Genomic DNA, 16,552 nt, shown 5'->3' on the forward strand with positions numbered 1-16,552 from the left:
TTCCAGAAGATAGTCAGGATTGCGCCTCGCCCGATGAAACGCGGTTTCTACACCATCATGTCGGCGCAGTTCTTCAGCTCGCTGGCTGACAACGCGCTCTTCGTCGCCGCTGTCGAGTTGCTGCGGTCGTCGGGCTCTGCCGAGTGGCAGCGCGCGGCGCTGGTCCCGATGTTCGCGCTCTTCTATGTGGTGCTCGCGCCCTTCGTCGGTGCCTTCGCCGACGCCGTGCCCAAGGGCAAGGTGATGTTCTTCTCGAACAGCATCAAGGTGGTGGGCTGCCTGATGATGCTGTTCGGTGCCCACCCGTTGATGGCCTATGCCATCGTCGGCCTCGGCGCCGCTGCCTACTCGCCGGCCAAGTACGGCATCCTGACCGAGTTGCTGCCGCCGTCACAGCTGGTGAAGGCCAATGGCTGGATCGAAGGCCTGACCATCGCCTCCATCATCCTGGGCGTGCTGCTTGGCGGCCAGTTGATCGGCGACCGCATCGCTCCCCTGCTGCTGGGCTTTGATCTGCCCTTGCTGGACACCGGCATCGACACCGGCCCCGAGGCGGCCATCGCCAGCCTCGTCGGCCTGTATGTGCTGGCGGCGCTGTTCAATCTGCGCATTCCGCGCACTTCGGCGCCATTGCAGCCCTTGGCGCACAGCGTCACCGGGCTGGTGCGTGACTTCTCGTCGTGCAACAGCCGGCTCTGGCAGGACAAGCTGGGCCAGATCTCGCTGGCCACGACGACGCTGTTCTGGGGCGTCAGCGGCAACCTGCGCTACATCGTGCTGGCCTGGGCTGCGGCGGCGCTGGGCTATGGCACGACGCAGGCGTCCTCGCTGGTCGGCGTCGTCGCCATCGGCACGGCGGTGGGTGCGGTCGTCGCGTCGATGTACTGCCGCCTGGACCGCGCCACGGCGGTCATCCCGCTCGGCATCGCGATGGGCCTGCTGGTCATCTTCATGAACTTCATCAGCAATGTCTGGGTGGCCGCGCCCTTCCTGATCCTGCTGGGCGGCATCGGCGGCTACTTGGTCGTGCCCATGAATGCCTTGCTGCAGCACCGCGGCCACAACCTGATGGGCGCCGGCCGCAGCATCGCGGTGCAGAACTTCAACGAGCAGGCCTGCATCCTGGGGCTCGGCGCCTTCTACACGGCCATGACACGCTTCGGCCTGTCGGCCTTCGGCGCCATCACCATCTTCGGTGTCGTGGTGGCCGGCACGATGTGGTGGATCCGGCGCTGGCACCAGCGCAACCTGGTCAACCACAAGGAAGAGGTCGAGCACCTGCTCGACATTGCCCGCACCGACCACCTGCCGCAGGACCGGTAGCCGGCCGGCTACGGCCATGCTGCGGCTCCGGGTCAGGCGTTGCTGCTTGAGCCGCGGCCCTTGCGGCCCGTGGGCACGGGAATCAGGTGCTTGCCTTCCAGCACCATCTCAATGTGCTCGCTCCAGGCGCGCGCGATCTTGAAGCAGCCGCTGTGGTTGAGATGGATCTCGTTGTGCCAGTCACCGCTGATGCCGGTCGAGCCCGGTGCCGCCAGCGCCAGCGGCACGGCGGTCGAGTCGAAGACGAACAGGAACGGGAAGGCCTGCTTGTCCGCCGCCATGCTCTTGAGCAACTGCGCCAGGTGGAAGACCATCAGCCGGCTGACGGCCGCCCAGTCGGCTGCCGGGACGCCATAGGCCTTCAGCGCCGGGTAGAGCCACGGGCCGCCGGCGCCCAGGTCATCGCCGCCCTCGGCGGCCGCCGGGCGCGGCATGGGCACGGCGTAGCAGTGCATGAAGACGGGCTTGCCGGCCGACGGTCCCTGGTCGCGCAGGCTCAACAGGTGCTTGACGTTGGCGCGCAGGTATTCGGCATAGGTGGCCCAGCCGGGCTCCGAGAAATAGCGGGCGACGCCGGCGGACGGCGGGCCCCATTCGGTCTGGCGGCGCAACAGGCGCAGCTCCAGCGGAATGGGCTCGCCATTCCAGTTCATCGCCGGCGTGCGCGCGGCCGCGATCAGGTCATTGCCACCGACGGACAGCAACACGCCGTCCCAGGTCGGCGCGTCCGGCCCGGTCAGCAGGCGCACGAACTCGGGGCTGGACTCCAGGTCCACCATGTGCGACAGCGCATTGCCCGTGCCGGCGCAGTTGACGGCCGCCGTCTTGGCCGCGAACACGAGTTCCTGCAGCAGATTGGCGTGGGCGTTGAGCTTGGCCCGGGCGTTCGAGAACCAGGAGTCCCCCTGGGCGAGCAGCTTCCAGCGATAGGCGCCCAGGTCGGGCGGTGTGCGTCCGGCCAGATCGGCCGGGGTGAAGCAAGCCAGGTGATCCATGAACGTGGGTGGAGTCCGAAGTTACTGACCAGGCGGTGCGCCGGGGGCGCTGCCCTGAGTTCGCGCGATTGGAAGGCCAGCCGCGCGCCGGCCGCCATGCTACAAACCCTCGGGGCTGCCACGGTTAGCATGCGACCAGTCTTCTAGGGAGGCCAACATGAGTGAGAGCGTCTTCGACTTCCAGGCCGTCTCCATCCGTGGCGAGCCGGCCGACCTGGCCTCGCAGCGCGGCAAGGTGATGCTCATCGTCAATACCGCCAGTGAATGCGGCTTCACGCCGCAGTTCAAGGGGCTGGAGCAGCTCTGGCAGGACTACGGCCCCAAGGGGCTCGTCATCCTCGGCTTCCCGAGCAACGAATTCGGCGGCCAGGACCCGGGCGACAACGACCAGATCGCCAGCTTTTGCGAGATGAACTACGGGGTCAGCTTCCCCATGATGGCCAAGACCAAGGTCAACGGCAGCGAGGCCCACCCGCTGTGGAAGTTCCTCAAGAGCGAGAAGCCCGGCTTCCTCGGCACCGAGGCGATCAAGTGGAACTTCACCAAGTTCCTGATCGGGCGCGACGGCCAGGTCATCAAGCGCTACGCGCCCAATGACCCGCCTGAAAAGATGCGCAGCGACATCGAAGCGGCGCTGACCGCGAAATGACTCAGTGGGCGCAGGCCGGCTGGGCTGCCGCGGCCAGGCTCCGCAGGTAGTCGCGCATCGTCGGCGACTGCTGCGACGCCTGTTGGCGGATGCCGCGCACATGCGCCATGGCCTGCAGGCTGATCTCCGGCGCGATATGGGCCGCCAGGCCGATGCCGCCGCTGGGCAGGCGATGCAGGCCGGCCAGCAGATAGGACCAGTTCGCCACGCCGAACAGTGACAGCCGCCGGTCCAGGTCGGTCGGCGTCGGCACCTTGCTGTCCCACAGCGCCAGCAGCTCCGCCAGCCGCGGCGGCAGCGTCGCCTCCTCGGTGCAGACGCGCCAGAACGGCGTGTCCCGGCGCTGCGACAGCGCGTAGTGCGCCACGATGAAATCGCGCAGCTCTTCGTACAGGTCGTTGAAGACGCGGTTGACGCGCCCACGGCAGCCGTCACTGTTGCCACTGGGCGCCACATGGTCGACAAAGAGCTGCAGCATCCATTCGACAAGATACAGGCTGGTCGACTGCAGGGGCTCGATGCAGCCGGCCGCCGTGCCAAGCGCCAGGCAGTTCGCCTCCCAGGCGCGCGCCGCATGGCCGATGCGCAAGCGCTGCAGGCGCGGCTCGGCCAGTGGCCGCTGGCCCCCGCTGAGGGCCTGAAGCATGTGCACGGCCTCGTCGTCGCTGCAAAAGCGTGACGCATAGACATGACCGGTGCCGCGGCGGCTTTGCAGGTCCATCTCCCAGGTCCAGCCGGCGGCCTGCGCCGTGGCGGTCGTGTAGCTGCGCAGCGCCTCGTGCGGCTCGGCATAGGCCAGCGGCATCGTGGCGACGCGGTCGCAGGGCAGGTCGTCGGCATACGACATCCATGGCACGCCCAGACCCTGCTGCAGCAGCAGCGACTGCGAACCCGAGCAGTCGATGAAGAAGCTGGCCGCATGGCGGCTGCCGTCGGCCAGCTCGACCGACTCGATGCCGCTGTCGCCCCGGTGCACCCGCACCACCTGGCCGCGAACATGCTTGACGCCGCGCTGCTGCGCCGTCTGCTGCAGCAGCATGGCCAGCTTGACGGCGTCAAGCTGATAGCCGTAGCTGACCGGCGCCTGGTAGTCCGGCGAGTCCATCAACTTGGGCGAGCGGTGGCCGTCGAACAGCGCCGTCTGCACGGTGCAGGCTTCGGCCATGGGCTGGCGCGTCAGGCCGCGTTGCATCAGGTTGAGCCAGTGCGCTGTGGCGGCAAAACCGCTGAAGGGCAACGGCATGTCGAAGGGGTGGTCGTAGGCATCGCCGTGAGCCGCGTCGCCACCGCGGTGCCAGCCCTTGAAGCGAATGCCGTTGGTCAACGTCGCATCCGCCGCCGTGAACAGCGTGCTCTCCGGCAGACCCAAGGCCTGCATGGTGTTGCGCAACGTCGGCACGGTGGCCATGTCGGCGCCGATGCTGCTGACCTGCGAGGGCTCGATCAGCGTGATGGGCAGGGCGCGTTGGCTGACGGCGTCGAGCGTGCGCTGCAGATAGCAGGCCGCCAGCCAGCCGGCGGTGCCGCCGCCGACGATGACGATGGATTGGATATCGGACACGGGACTACTCCGGCAAAACCAGGCGCGCTTGAAGCTGCGTGCCCGGCAGTTGGCACATTAGGGGCAAAGCACGCCGCGGCGGCGTGTAACGCATCGGGCGAGCGTGCGTCCTGCACGCACTGCTTGAACGGCTCGCTACGGCCGCCAAAGCCAGCGGCCACGCCCGCGCCTGATCTGGCCGGCGGCCTCCGCGACAGCCAGCAGCTCGTTGGCCGTCTGGCGCGACACATGCGCCAGACGGGCCAGCTCGGTCTGCGTGGCCGCCACCTCCGTCCAGCCGCCGCCCGTGGCGCGGCCACGTTCACGCGCCAGCTGGGCCAGCGCCAACAGGAAGCGCTCGGGTGCGGCCTGGTGGCGCGCAGCCTGCAGCAGCCGCAACGTGCCGTCATACCGGCGCGCGAACTCGGCCAGCAGCGCGCGTGCAAAGCCCGGGGCTTCGTCCATCAGCAGCTGGTAGGCCTCGCGGCCGATGACCAGCACCTCGCAGGCGCCCCGGGCGACGGCCTCATAGCCGGCCGGCTGGCCGGCCGCGAAAGCCGCCAGGCCGAACAGCCGCGGCGGGCCGACGTGCTCGATGACCGACACCGTGCCATCGATGCCGGTGAAGCGGGTCTCCATCTCCCCTGCGATCACCGCATAGAAGGCCGTTGGCCGGTGGCCCTGCATGAAGAGGCTGCGCCCGTCGCTCAGGCATCGGCGACCCAACAGCACCGGCAGCCGCGCGGCAACCTCGGGCGGCAGTGCCAAGCCCGGGAAGCTGGCCCCCAGCGTCCGCCACAGCGCATCGTCGTCAGACATGCCGCATTGTCGGCTGGCCGACACAGGCCGCTGCCCGGCCTGCCTATGCTGGCGCGATGTCAAACGCCGATCTGTCCAACCTGTTGCGCCGTTTCGGAGAGGAGCAGTGCGTCCAGGAACCGCTCTACGCCGCGCTGTGCGCCACGGCTGCCGACGATGAGCGGGCGCTGGCGCTGCTGGCCGAGGCACCGCCCGAGCAGCGCAAGCCCAACCTCCTGCTGGCCGCCCTGCACGAGCGTGTGCTGGCGGGCGCCGCGCGCGAGCTGGCGGCCTACTACCGCAGCGCGGATGGCAGCCGCGCGCCTGACGCCGGCCTGGCAGCGGCACTTCGCGATTGCCTGGCGCGGGAGTGGCCGACGCTGCTGCGGCATCTGCGACATGGCGCCACGCAGACCAACGAAATCGCTCGCTGTGCGGCGGTATGGCCGGCCCTGGAAGCAGCAGCGAACGCGACCGCTGCCCGCGATCTCGCCTTGCTCGACTTCGGTTGCAGCGCCGGCCTCAACCTCGGCGTGGACGAGTACGCGCTTCGCTATCGCGGCGATGACGGCGCCTGGCATCCGCGCGGCCCAGCGAGTGACGGTCAACGGGCGGAGATCGAGTCGCGCTGGCTGGGCGGGTCGCCCCCGCCGGCTGCCGCGCACTGGCGGCTCGCGCTGCGCCACGGGTTGGACCCCGCACCCGTCGACGTGGCCGATCCCGTGCGGCTGCGCTGGCTGCAAGCCTGCCTTTGGCCCCACGACGCCGCCCGACGGGAACGCCTGGCGCGGGCGGCTTTCCAACTGCGGCATCTGCCCTTCACGCTGACGCAATCGAGCGACTGCATCAGCGCCATCGAGCCCTGGCTTCAGGCGCTGCCCGCCGGCGTCCAGCCGGTGTTGCTGACAAGCTGGGTGCTGTACTACCTCAGCGAGACCGACCTAGCGCGGCTGCGCGAGACGGTGGACTGCCTGGCACTGAGCCATGGCCTGGCCTGGATCTGCGGCGAGCTGCCGGCCCTGAGCGCGCGCGATGCAACGGTGCCGTCGCTGCCCGCCCTGCCGCCCGGCGAGCTCGCCTCGTCGGCGACGCTGTGGACCCTGCGTTGGTTGGCCCGCCGGCGCATCGCCGAAAGCGTCTTGGGCTGGTCGCATCCGCACGGACGTTGGGTGGCGTGGCGCAATGTTTGCCCCTAGAACCGACGAACTAGGGTGTCGGCGCGCTTTGCAGTTCTGTAAAGCGCGGCCACGCTGGCACGCATAAGTCCTTGATCGCGCGAAGATTTTTTATTTGGCACGGCTGATGCGTTATAGGGTTTAACCGGCCTGCAGGGTTCGTCAAGGGCGACGCAGTCAGAACACCAGGGGGGAGCCCTGCAGGCCGGGAAGATTCCGCCCTTCCAACCCAACAGTCGAGCAAGTCATGTCAATCATTTCCCGCTTCATGCGCGGCGCCCTGGCCTCCCTGGCCCTTGCCACCGCCACCTTCTCCGCGTCCGCGGCGCCGACCACTCAGCTTGGCTTCCTGATCGATGCCTCAGGCAGCATCGGCACGGCCAACTTCAACCTCATGCGAAGCGGTTACATCTCCGCTTTGGGCGCCTTGCCCACGGATGGCAGCGTCGAGGTGACCATCTACACCTTCTCGACCAACGCTGCGGTGCTTGTGGCGCCCCTTGTCGTGTCGAGTGCGGCCGATATCACCACGATCACCAACGCCCTCACCGCCTTCTCCTACGTCGGTGGCGGCACCAATACCGCTGATGGCATCAATGACATCTCGGCCGCGATGCTTGGCTCGGGCAACTACAACGCCGGCCTGCGTTCCATCATCAACCTCGCCACGGACGGCGTGCCTAACAGCCAAGCTGACGCCATTGCCGCCGCGGCTGCGGCTCGGGCCAGGGGCATCGATGCCCTGACGGCTGAGGCCATCGGCACAGCGGGCGCCGCTCCCTCGATTGCTCAGATGGTGTTCTCGCCCCTTTGCGCCGTCAACGCCGGCTGCGGCGTCATCCTGCCGGACGGAAGCATCCCCACCGATCCGATGAGCGCTGCTAATCCGTGGGTCCTCCAAGTCAACAACTTCGCTGATTTCCCCGTGGCCATCAACGCCAAGTTGCAAGCCATCATCGTCAACCGTCTGCCGGAGCCGGGCTCCCTGGCCCTGGTCGGCCTGACCCTGGGCCTTCTGGGCGTTGCCCGCCGCAGCCGCAAGGCCTGACGTCTCCCTTTCCGTCGTTTAGGCGGATGATCGAGACCGGCCTTTGGCCGGTCTTTTTGTTTCCGAACCCGAAAGCTACTGCCATGCGAATTTCTGCCTCGCGCGTCGTCGTCGCCAGCCTGCTAGGCCTGATCGGGGCTAGCGCCGTCCACGCCAGCTGCAGCACCACGGACCGCAGCGAACAGGTGGCCCTGGTGCTGTGCAGCGCCAACACCGACCAAGCGGCGTTGAAGGCCGCCGGCATGGCCGCCTGCAAGGACAAAAAGGTCTGCAACGCCTGGATCTGGGAAGACGCCAGCAAGCTGCCGCCCAAGGCGCCCGCCATCGACAAGGACCTGCCCAAGAGCGCCGCCGGCGCCGCGCGTGCCGTCTGGATCCACGACTCCCAGCATCTGATGGAACTGCGCAAGGCGCGTTGAGCGGCGAGCGGGCGTCGGCCGGACGGCGCCTCCGATAATCGGGCCTCCCCAACGGAGCCCCACCCATGTTCGAGCATGTCGATGCCTACGCCGGCGACCCCATCCTGAGCCTCAACGAGGCTTTCCAGAAGGATCCGCGCGCCGGCAAGATCAATCTGTCCATCGGCATCTATTTCGACAACGATGGCCGAATCCCCATGCTGCCGTCGGTGCGCAAGGCGGAACTGGCGGTCGTCGAGGCTGCCGGTGCGCGGCCCTATTTGCCCATGGAGGGCGCCGCCAACTTCCGCAGCGCCGTGCAGGCGCTGCTGTTCGGCGCCGACCATCCTGCCATCCAGGCCGGCCGCGTCGCCACCATCCAGGGCGTCGGCTCCAGCGGCGGCCTCAAGGTGGGCGCCGACCTGCTGAAGCGCTATTTCCCGGACAGCAAGCTCTATCTGTCCGACCCGACCTGGGACAACCACCGCGCCGTCTTCGAGGGCTCGGGCCACAGTTGCGAGACCTATCCCTACTACGACCCGGGCACCGGCGGCCTGCGTTTCGACGAGATGCTGGCCTTCTTCAAGGGCCTGCCGGCGCGCAGCATCGTGCTGATGCACGCCTGCTGCCACAACCCCACCGGCGTCGACCTGACGCAGGACCAGTGGCGTGCCCTCGTGCCGGTCATCCGCGAGCGCCAGTTGCTGCCCTTTCTGGACCTGGCCTACCAGGGCTACGGCGACGGCATCGAGGCAGACGCCTTCGCGCCGCGCCTGCTGGCCGACGAGGGCCTGGCCTTCCTGATCGCCAACAGCTTCTCCAAGAGCATGAGCCTGTACGGCGAGCGCTGCGGTGGTTTGAGCGTGGTCTGCCCCGATGCCGACCAGGCGGCGCGCGTGCTCGGGCAGATGAAGTTCATGATCCGCCGCAACTACTCCAACCCGCCGATGCACGGCGGCCAGATCGTCGCCCGCGTGCTGACCGACCCGACCCTGCGCGCGATGTGGGAGGCCGAGGTGGCCGACATGCGCGAGCGCATCCAGTCCATGCGCCGCGAGCTGCACCGCGTGCTTGCCGCCAAGCTGCCGGGCCGCGACTTCAACTACTTCCTGACCCAGCGCGGCATGTTCAGCTACACCGGCCTGACGCCAGAGCAGGCCGAGCGGCTGAAGACCGAGTTCGGCGTCTACATCCTCCGCTCCGGCCGCATGTGCGTGGCCGGTCTGAACACGCGCAACGTCGAGGCCACGGCCGAGGCCATGGCCGCGGTGCTCGCGGGTTGAGGCTGAAAGTGCTTAGGCAGGCGGCCGGCCTTGCGCTGGCCTGCGCGGCCGCCCCGGGTCTGGCTGGGCAAGCGCCCGAAGTCGAGGCCATCACCTGGATCGTCAGCAACACCATGACAGTGCCGGACGGCGAGCGCATGCGCCGCCCGGCCGAGGAGCTGACACAGTGGCTGCAGGCGCAGCTGCCCGGGGTGGTGTTCAAGCCCGTCGTGGCCAATGCCGAGCGCAGCTGGGCGCTGATCCGCGAGCGGCAGCAGGCCTGTCATGCCGGCGCCGCCCGCACGCCGGAGCGCGAGCGCCTGGCCTACTTCACCAACACCTGGCTGGTGCCGCCCACCCAGCTCATCGTGCGCCAGGACCGTCGCGCCGCGCTGCCGGTGGACGCGCGCGGCGCCGTCGATCTGGAAGCCCTGCTCGCCGACGCATCGCTGCGCGGCGTCTTCACCCAGGGGCGCAGCTATGGCTCGGCGCTGGACGCCATGCTCAGCGCCCCGACCGCCAGCGCGCAGCGGCAGGGCGTGTTCGGTGGTGATTACGGCAGCAACCTGCTGCCCATGCTCATCCAGAACCGGGCCGACTACACCCTCGACGCGCCCAACATGCTGGTAAGCCTCGCTGGTGGTGCCGAGGCCGACATGCCGCTGGTCGCGCTGCCCATCAAGGGCGCCAGCGAACCCGTCATCAGCGGCATTGCCTGCCCCCGCACGCCGTGGGGCCGCGCGGCCATCCGTCTCATCGACGCTGCCCTGGGCACCCCCGAGGGCGCCGCGATGTTGCGCGACACCCTGCGCATCTCGCTGCCGTCCGACGTCCAGCGCGGCTACCGCGAGGCCTGGGACGCCTTCTTCAAGCAACGCGCCCGGCCGACGCCCGGGCTCTGAGCGCGCCGAACCCGCCGCGTGCCCATGTCGCACGGTTATGACCGTGGCTGCCGGTTTCATTGGCAGCGCCCCCCTGGCGTCTTTACGCTGCCGGCAGTTTCAGGAAGTCCAGGGCAGGATGAAGCATTGCGTGGTGATCGGCGGCGGCGTGGTGGGCTTGACCACCGCCTGGGCGCTGCTGGAGCGTGGCCACGGCGTCACGCTGGTCGAGCGCGACGAGGCGGTGGCCCAGGGCGCCAGCCGCGCCAATGGCGGCCAGTTGAGCTATCGCTATGTGTCGCCACTGGCCGACGCCGGTGTGCCGCTGAAGGCGCTGCGCTGGCTGCTCGACCCCGACGGCCCGCTGCGTTTCAAGCCCGAGGCCAGCTGGGCGCAATGGTCCTGGCTGATCGCCTTTTTGCGCAACTGCCGCGGCCCCGTCAACCGCCGCACCACCGAGCGTCTGCTGGCCCTGGGTGCTTACAGCCAGGCTTCATTCGCGCGGCTGCTGGCCGAGGCGCAACTGGGCGACACCCTCGCGCTGCGGGCGCCCGGCAAGCTTGTCGTCTACCGCAAGCCCGCCGAGTTCGCCGGCGTGGCGGCACGCGTTAAGGGCAGCGCGTCCGAGCAGGCGCTGTCGCATGACGACTGCGTGGCGCTGGAACCGGCGCTCGCGGACACCGAAGCCACGTTGGCCGGCGGCATCTTCACGCCCGGCGAGGCGGTGGCCGACTGCCATGCCTTCTGCGCCGAGCTGTATGCGCGGCTGTGCCGGCATGCGGGCTTTCGCGGCCGGCTGGCCACGGCGGTCACCGGGTTCGCCGTCGATGCAGCCGGCGCCGTGCGCGGCGTGCGCACCGCCGCGGGCGAGCTGGCGGCCGACGAAGTCGTGCTGGCCGCCGGGCTGCAAAGCCGCGCGCTGGCCGCGACGCTCGGCGTGCGCCTGCCGATCTATCCGCTCAAGGGCTACAGCCTGACGGCGCCCATCGGCGCGGCGCACCGCCCACCCGAGGTCAGCGTGACCGACTTCGAGCGCAAGATCCTTTACGCCCGCATCGGCAGCGACCTGCGCGTGGCCGCGATGGTGGACCTGGTCGGCGACGACGAGTCCATCGACCCCCGGCGGCTGGCTTCTCTGCAGCGCTCGGTGCGCGCCACTTTCCCGCACGCGGCGGACTTCGACCGCGCCACGCCCTGGGCCGGCCTGCGCCCGGCCACACCCAACAGTGCGCCCATCGTCGGCAACAGCGGCGTGCCGCATCTGTGGCTCAACGTGGGCCACGGCCCACTTGGCTTCACCTTCTCGTTCGCCACGGCCAATATCGTGGCCGAGCTGGTGTCCGGGCGTGCCAGTCCGCTGCCGCTGGAAGGCCTGAGCCTGTGACTTCGAGTGACCTCGCCGACGCTCTGCGTACCGCCGTCCTGGCGCAGCGTTTCGAGACCACGCCCGACCAGCTGCAGGGCGGCGCCCCGCTTGGCTGGCATCCCAGCGTCGACCTCGCCGTCGCGGTGTTCCCCCGCGGCGCGGCGCCGGTCTGTGCCAACGTGCTGTTCTCGCGCGAGCATCCGAACGGCCTGGTTGCCAGCTTCGACGCCACGACCGGCGCGGTCGACAACGTCGCCTTCCACGCCGATGTGCGCGATGCCGCCGGCGACTCCATCGCCTGGCTGCCCGGCTCGGACTGGCGTCGCATCGCCTTCCCCGCCTGGTTCGGCAGCGGCCCGCGCTTCGTCGCGCCCTATCCGGCCTCGCTGCTCAAGGTGATGGTCGCCGTCGGCGTGGCGCGCCTCGTCGACCAGGGCCGCAGCGATTGGGCGCTGCCGCTGACGCATGCCGGCAAGACCCGACCCTCGGCCGACTGGCTGTTCGACATGATCACGGTCAGCAGCAACGAGGCCACCTCGGCGCTGGTAGCCCACCTGCACGAGCGCGGCGCCATCCGCCGGGAGTCCGGCCGCGACGGACACAACGAACTGCATGATCTCTTCGCGGCCGAGCGCCTGCCGGGCCTGAGGATCGCCAACACCCGGGCCGACGGCGGCTGGGGCAATGGCGCCGGCTCGGGGGTGGGCCAGATCCAGATGACGGCCTGGGATGCGCTGCGCCTGATCTGGCGGCTGGATGCCGGCGCGCCGCCGCCGCACTGGCTGCCAGCGGACGCACCGCCCCTCGTCAGCGCCGCGAGCCGCGACGTCCTGCGCCGCACGCTGGACTCGCAGAAGCTGCACCACAACCTCAGCAGCGAGTCGCTGCGCACGCTGCCTGGCTGGGTGCCCGGCATCCCGGCGCGCTTTGCGCACAAGACCGGAAACACGCAGAACTACGGCAGCGACGCCGGCATCGTGCACGACGACGCCACGGGCCTGCACTATCTGATCGCCGTGACGACCAGCCTGGGCACGCGCTACGCGCCCCATCCCGAGGCGTCGACGACCTGGAGGCTGCCGGCCCTGGGCGCGGCCATCCATGCATGGCTGAAGACCAATACCTGATCCCGCCGCTGCGGCCCGGCGCGCACATCGCCGTCATCGCGCCGGCCGGCCCGCCGAAACCGGGGCGGCTGGCGCCGGTGGAGGGCTGGCTGAGCGAGCGCGGCTATGTGCCGCGGCTGCTGCCGAGCTGCTTCGGTCCACCGCCATTGGATTTCCTGGCCGCGCCGGATGCCGTGCGCCTGGCCGATGTCCACACCGCCTTTGCCGACCCCGAGATCGACGTGGTGCTGGCGCTGCGCGGCGGCTCGGGCTGCATCCGCCTGCTCGACGCGCTGGACTTGCGCCTGCTCGCCGCCAGCCGCAAGCTGCTGATCGGCTACAGCGACCTCACCGTCCTCCATGCCCTGCGCAGCAACGCCGGCATCCCGTCTCTGCACGCGCCGATGCCGGCCAGCGACTGGGGTCTGCCCGGCGCCGACGCCGACACGGATGCGCTGTTCACGGGCCTGGCGCGCGGCTGGCGCAGCGGTGACGGGCTCGGCCGCGCCGAGCCGCATGAACTCAGCCACGGCGGCTGCGTCGGGCCGGTGCGGGGCCGCCTGATCGGCGGCAACCTGGCGATGTTCTGCGCCCTGCTTGGCACGCCCTTCATGCCCGACGTCGATGGCGCCTTGCTCTTCATCGAGGACATCAGCGAGGAGCCCTACCGCGTCGACCGCATGCTGAGCCAGCTGCGCCTGGCCGGCGTGCTGGACCGCATCGCCGGCCTCGTGGTCGGCAGCTTCAGCGGCGCGGAGGCCCCGGACGCCGTGCTGGCCGACCACCTGCCGCGGCTGCGCTGCCCCGTGCTGGCCGGCTGGCCAGCGGGCCACGGACAGCCGAACCGGCCGCTGCCGCTCGGTCTTGCCGCCGAAATGGATGTGGCGGCAGGAACGCTGACTCTCCGTTAGCAACCTGCTCGACTGCAACGGCGCAGGCGAGTCTTCTGCCGCGCCAAAAAAACAGCCCCGTCGAGCGGGGCTGGTGAATGCCGGCCTCGAAGCCGGGCAGGGAGTTCAGCAGATCAGCGGAAGCTGTAGCTGGCCGACACGGCCAGCGTGCGGCCGGACGGGTCAGCCACGCGTGGGTCCCAGCCGGCGCCGACGACGTTGTCGACGTTGTGATACGTGAACGGCGGCTTCTCGTCAGTCAGGTTGCGCAGGCCGGCGGTCAGCGTCAGGTTCTTGATGCCGGTGTAAGACGCGAACAGGTTGAAGGTCGTGTAGCTGTCGATCTTGCGGCGCGGCGTGCCGAAGCGAGTCAGGTCCTCGTCGTTGTAGCCGGACTTGTAGACCATGCTCAACGTGGCGGCCCAGCTGTCGCGCGCCCAGCCCACGTCGGCGGTGAACTTGTTGCGCAGGTAAAGGGTGCGTGTGCCGAATTCGCCGACCTGCTCGACCAGTGGCTGGGTGGCGATGGTGCGCTCCTTGTGGCTGAGCATGTGGGTGCCGTTGATGTTGGTCTTCCACAAGCCTGAGGCGAGCTTGAGTTGGTAGCTGGCACCCCAGTCGATGCCGCGGGTTGAGCTGTCGGCGGCGTTGACCCAGCCGGCTTCCACGAGCGTGACCTTGCCGCCGGCGTCGCGCTTGAAGCGGTCCGAGAAAATGGCGTAGTTGTTCTTCAGCTCGCTCAGCGTCAGCTTCTTGATGCGGTCATCGAGGTCGACGCGCCAGTAGTCAACGTACAGCGTCACGTCGCTGATCGGCGAGACGACGACGCCCAGCGTGCCCTGCTTGGACTTCTCCGGCGTCAGGCTGGGGTTGCCGGAGTCGATGTAGTTCACGCGCAGCGTGCATTGCGTCGGGTCGGTGGGGCACAGCGTCGGGTCCGGCCAGTCGGCAGTGTCCAGGCGCGGCGCGATGTTGGGGCTGAGCTGCTGGAACGTCGGCGCCTTGAAGCCGGTGTTGACCGAGCCGCGGAACAGCAACTGCTCGGCAGGCTGGTAACGGAAGGCGATCTTCGGGTTGGTCGTGCCGCCGAAGTCGCTGTACTTGTCATGGCGTACGGCGAGCTGCAGGTCCAGCCCCTTGAACACCGGCACGGCCAGCTCGGCGTAGACCGCCTTGACGTCGCGCGTCACCTCCGGGATGGCCGAATTGCCCGGGCAGTTGTAGACGATCTTGGACTTGCTGGCGTCGGACGCCGTCAGTGCATCGGCCAGACTGTCGCTGCAGGTGAAGGTGCCCGTTTCGGGCATGAACTCGAACGTCTCGCGGCGCAGATCGAAGCCCACCGCGAAGTCCAGCGGTCCGGCCGGCAGCTTCATCAGCTCGCCGGAGAGAGCGCCGTCGAACTGCTGCAGCGTCGTGTTGCCCCCCTGCAGGCGGCCACGGTCCTTGATGGACTCGATCAGCGTCATCGCCTCAGCCGACTGCTTCTCGCCCGGTTTTACCCAGGGGTTGATCTTGCCGGTGCGCAGCGCGTCGTTCAGTCGTCCCATGTTGGCGTAGCCGTCGACGAGGTTGGTCCAGCCCTCGGCCTTGGCGGTGGACAGGCCGAGCTTGTAGTCGTAGGCGCCGACGACGCCGTCCAGGCCGACCAGCAGGCGCTTGTTCTCCGCCACGTTCTCCAGTGTGCGATAGCCGAAGTCCTGCATGCGCCAGCGATAGGCGATGGGCTTGGTCGGGTCGAACTGGTTGACGCCGGCAGCCTGCAGGTTCAGGTAGTGCGGGCCACTGACGGGGTAGTGGTTGTTGGCGGCATTGGTGGTGCTGAACTGACTGGGCGTCAGCTCGGCCGTGACAGCGGTGCGCGAAGCCGTCAGCTCGACAAAGGCGGTGTGGTTGTCGCTGAGGGCGAGGTTGCCGCGGGTGACCAGGTTGTAGGCCTCCTTCTTGGGAGACAGCATGTACTGGCGGCCGTAGTCGGTGTTGCACAGGTACTTGGTGGACGGTGCCGTCGCGTTCCAGAGCTGGGCTTGGTAGCGCACGCCGGTCTCGATGTCGCTGCAGTCGTCGGTCAGGGCGAGCAGGTTGATGCGGGTGTACCTGACCGGGTCACCCGTGCCGACCGTGGAGCCGGCCGTGCCGGAGGCGCCGCCCAGCGCCGTGCCCGCCACGGTGCTGGAGTTGCCCAGCACGTTGGCGAAGGGGTGGCTGGACGAGTCCGGCGACAGCCGCCGGTCGGGCTGGAAGCCGTTGGCCCAGTCGCGGTCACGGCCGCGCAGCACGTCGTTGCTCTCCACGGACAGGCTGCCCATCACGTTGAAACGGTCCTGCTCGAGCGAGCCCATGCCGCCCGTCAGGCTGGCACGGCGCGTCGTGCCGGCGCTGGACTCCAACGGCTGCGAGAAGTCGACCTTGATGTCGGCCCCGATGAGGTCCTTCTTCAGGATGAAGTTGATGACGCCACCGATGGCGTCGGTGCCGTAGATGGCCGACGCGCCATCCTTGAGGATCTCGATGCGCGAGATGGCCGCCATCGGGATGGCGTTCAGGTCGACCGCGCCGCCGCTCATGCCCTGGGCGGAGATGCGCCGGCCGTTCAACAGCACCAGCGTGCTGCCGGGGCCGAAGCCGCGCAGATTGGCATTGGCCGAGCCGCCGGTCAGGCGGTCGGTGTCGGAGCCGAAGACATTGTTGTTGGAGATGGCGCTGTCGGCGCCCGTGCCGTTGATGCCCAGCTGGCGCAGCATGTCCTCGGCGGTGACCAGGCCGCGGCCGCTGAGGTCGGCAGCCGTGATGACCTGCACCGGCAGCGCACCCTCGCCCGCGATGCGCTTGATGCTGGACCCGGTCACCTCGACGCGCTCCAGCCTCTTGCCGTCGTTTTGCGCAAGTGCCGCACCGACGTGAGCCCCGAGGCCGAGGATGGCCAGCTGTGTCACCAGACGCTTCAACTTCATCGCAACGACTCCTTTTGATTCAATTGCCGGCGATGTTCGCCGCCGCGCCCCTGCCCGCCCAGGGGGCCGCACCCCAGGTGTTGCGCGCCGTTCAATGAATGCTTGTGCGCGGCACATAACCTGCGGGAATGTGTGCTGGCAGGAAAGCACGGCCGCGGTGCGCGCGG

Annotated in this window: 14 protein-coding genes; 10 read left to right on the top strand and 4 right to left on the bottom strand. The window is 69.0% G+C overall.

Annotation, left to right across the window (positions count from 1 at the left end):
* Positions 1-33 precede the first annotated feature (33 nt).
* Positions 34-1,323 (top strand): lysophospholipid transporter LplT, encoded by a 1,290-nt coding sequence (gene lplT, locus ASC81_RS00115; protein WP_056261114.1) that lies wholly within the window; start codon positions 34-36, stop codon positions 1,321-1,323.
* A 32-nt stretch (positions 1,324-1,355) separates the two neighbouring features.
* On the opposite strand, the gene ASC81_RS00120 is transcribed toward lplT, so the two are convergent.
* Positions 1,356-2,318, bottom strand: coding sequence for a hypothetical protein (locus ASC81_RS00120; protein ID WP_056261117.1), 963 nt, complete (start codon positions 2,316-2,318; stop codon positions 1,356-1,358).
* A gap of 157 nt (positions 2,319-2,475) precedes the next feature.
* Between ASC81_RS00120 and ASC81_RS00125 the strand changes: the two genes are divergently transcribed.
* Positions 2,476-2,967 (top strand): glutathione peroxidase, encoded by a 492-nt coding sequence (locus ASC81_RS00125; protein ID WP_056261119.1) that lies wholly within the window; start codon positions 2,476-2,478, stop codon positions 2,965-2,967.
* A gap of 1 nt (position 2,968) precedes the next feature.
* Here the strand turns inward: ASC81_RS00125 and ASC81_RS00130 are convergent, their stop codons facing one another.
* Positions 2,969-4,528 (bottom strand): tryptophan halogenase family protein, encoded by a 1,560-nt coding sequence (locus ASC81_RS00130; protein WP_056261122.1) that lies wholly within the window; start codon positions 4,526-4,528, stop codon positions 2,969-2,971.
* A gap of 135 nt (positions 4,529-4,663) precedes the next feature.
* On the bottom strand, positions 4,664-5,326 hold the full coding sequence (locus ASC81_RS00135; protein WP_056261125.1) for a Crp/Fnr family transcriptional regulator: 663 nt from the start codon (positions 5,324-5,326) through the stop codon (positions 4,664-4,666).
* Positions 5,327-5,382: 56 nt separating this feature from the next.
* On the opposite strand from ASC81_RS00135, the gene ASC81_RS00140 reads away from it, so the two are divergent.
* The 8 genes from ASC81_RS00140 to ASC81_RS00175 all read left to right on the top strand — a co-directional run bounded on the left by ASC81_RS00140 (position 5,383) and on the right by ASC81_RS00175 (position 13,452).
* Positions 5,383-6,501, top strand: a complete 1,119-nt coding sequence (locus ASC81_RS00140) for a DUF2332 domain-containing protein (protein WP_056261130.1) — start codon at positions 5,383-5,385, stop codon at positions 6,499-6,501.
* A 247-nt stretch (positions 6,502-6,748) separates the two neighbouring features.
* The gene (locus tag ASC81_RS00145) at positions 6,749-7,528 is read left to right on the top strand and encodes a vWA domain-containing protein (protein WP_235533521.1); all 780 of its coding nucleotides are present in this window, start codon (positions 6,749-6,751) and stop codon (positions 7,526-7,528) included.
* Positions 7,529-7,611: 83 nt separating this feature from the next.
* The gene (locus tag ASC81_RS00150; RefSeq protein WP_156391599.1) at positions 7,612-7,947 is read left to right on the top strand and encodes a hypothetical protein; all 336 of its coding nucleotides are present in this window, start codon (positions 7,612-7,614) and stop codon (positions 7,945-7,947) included.
* Positions 7,948-8,012: 65 nt separating this feature from the next.
* Positions 8,013-9,209, top strand: coding sequence for an amino acid aminotransferase (locus ASC81_RS00155; RefSeq protein ID WP_056261137.1), 1,197 nt, complete (start codon positions 8,013-8,015; stop codon positions 9,207-9,209).
* Positions 9,206-10,090: a hypothetical protein gene (locus ASC81_RS00160; protein WP_056261139.1), complete on the top strand. Its 885-nt coding sequence runs from the start codon at positions 9,206-9,208 to the stop codon at positions 10,088-10,090. Before ASC81_RS00155 ends, ASC81_RS00160 begins: the two co-directional genes overlap by 4 nt.
* Before the next feature lie 37 nt (positions 10,091-10,127).
* Positions 10,128-11,453: a D-amino acid dehydrogenase gene (locus ASC81_RS00165; RefSeq protein WP_255354390.1), complete on the top strand. Its 1,326-nt coding sequence runs from the start codon at positions 10,128-10,130 to the stop codon at positions 11,451-11,453.
* Positions 11,450-12,562 (top strand): serine hydrolase, encoded by a 1,113-nt coding sequence (locus ASC81_RS00170; protein WP_056261145.1) that lies wholly within the window; start codon positions 11,450-11,452, stop codon positions 12,560-12,562. Before ASC81_RS00165 ends, ASC81_RS00170 begins: the two co-directional genes overlap by 4 nt.
* Positions 12,541-13,452, top strand: coding sequence for an LD-carboxypeptidase (locus tag ASC81_RS00175; protein WP_056261148.1), 912 nt, complete (start codon positions 12,541-12,543; stop codon positions 13,450-13,452). The genes ASC81_RS00170 and ASC81_RS00175 overlap by 22 nt, the downstream gene beginning before the upstream one ends.
* 113 nt (positions 13,453-13,565) lie before the next feature.
* On the opposite strand, the gene ASC81_RS00180 is transcribed toward ASC81_RS00175, so the two are convergent.
* On the bottom strand, positions 13,566-16,385 hold the full coding sequence (locus ASC81_RS00180) for a TonB-dependent receptor (protein WP_056261152.1): 2,820 nt from the start codon (positions 16,383-16,385) through the stop codon (positions 13,566-13,568).
* Between the last annotated feature and the right edge of the window lie 167 nt (positions 16,386-16,552).

Source organism: Pelomonas sp. Root405, from assembly GCF_001425165.1.
Taxonomy (GTDB): domain Bacteria; phylum Pseudomonadota; class Gammaproteobacteria; order Burkholderiales; family Burkholderiaceae_C; genus Pelomonas.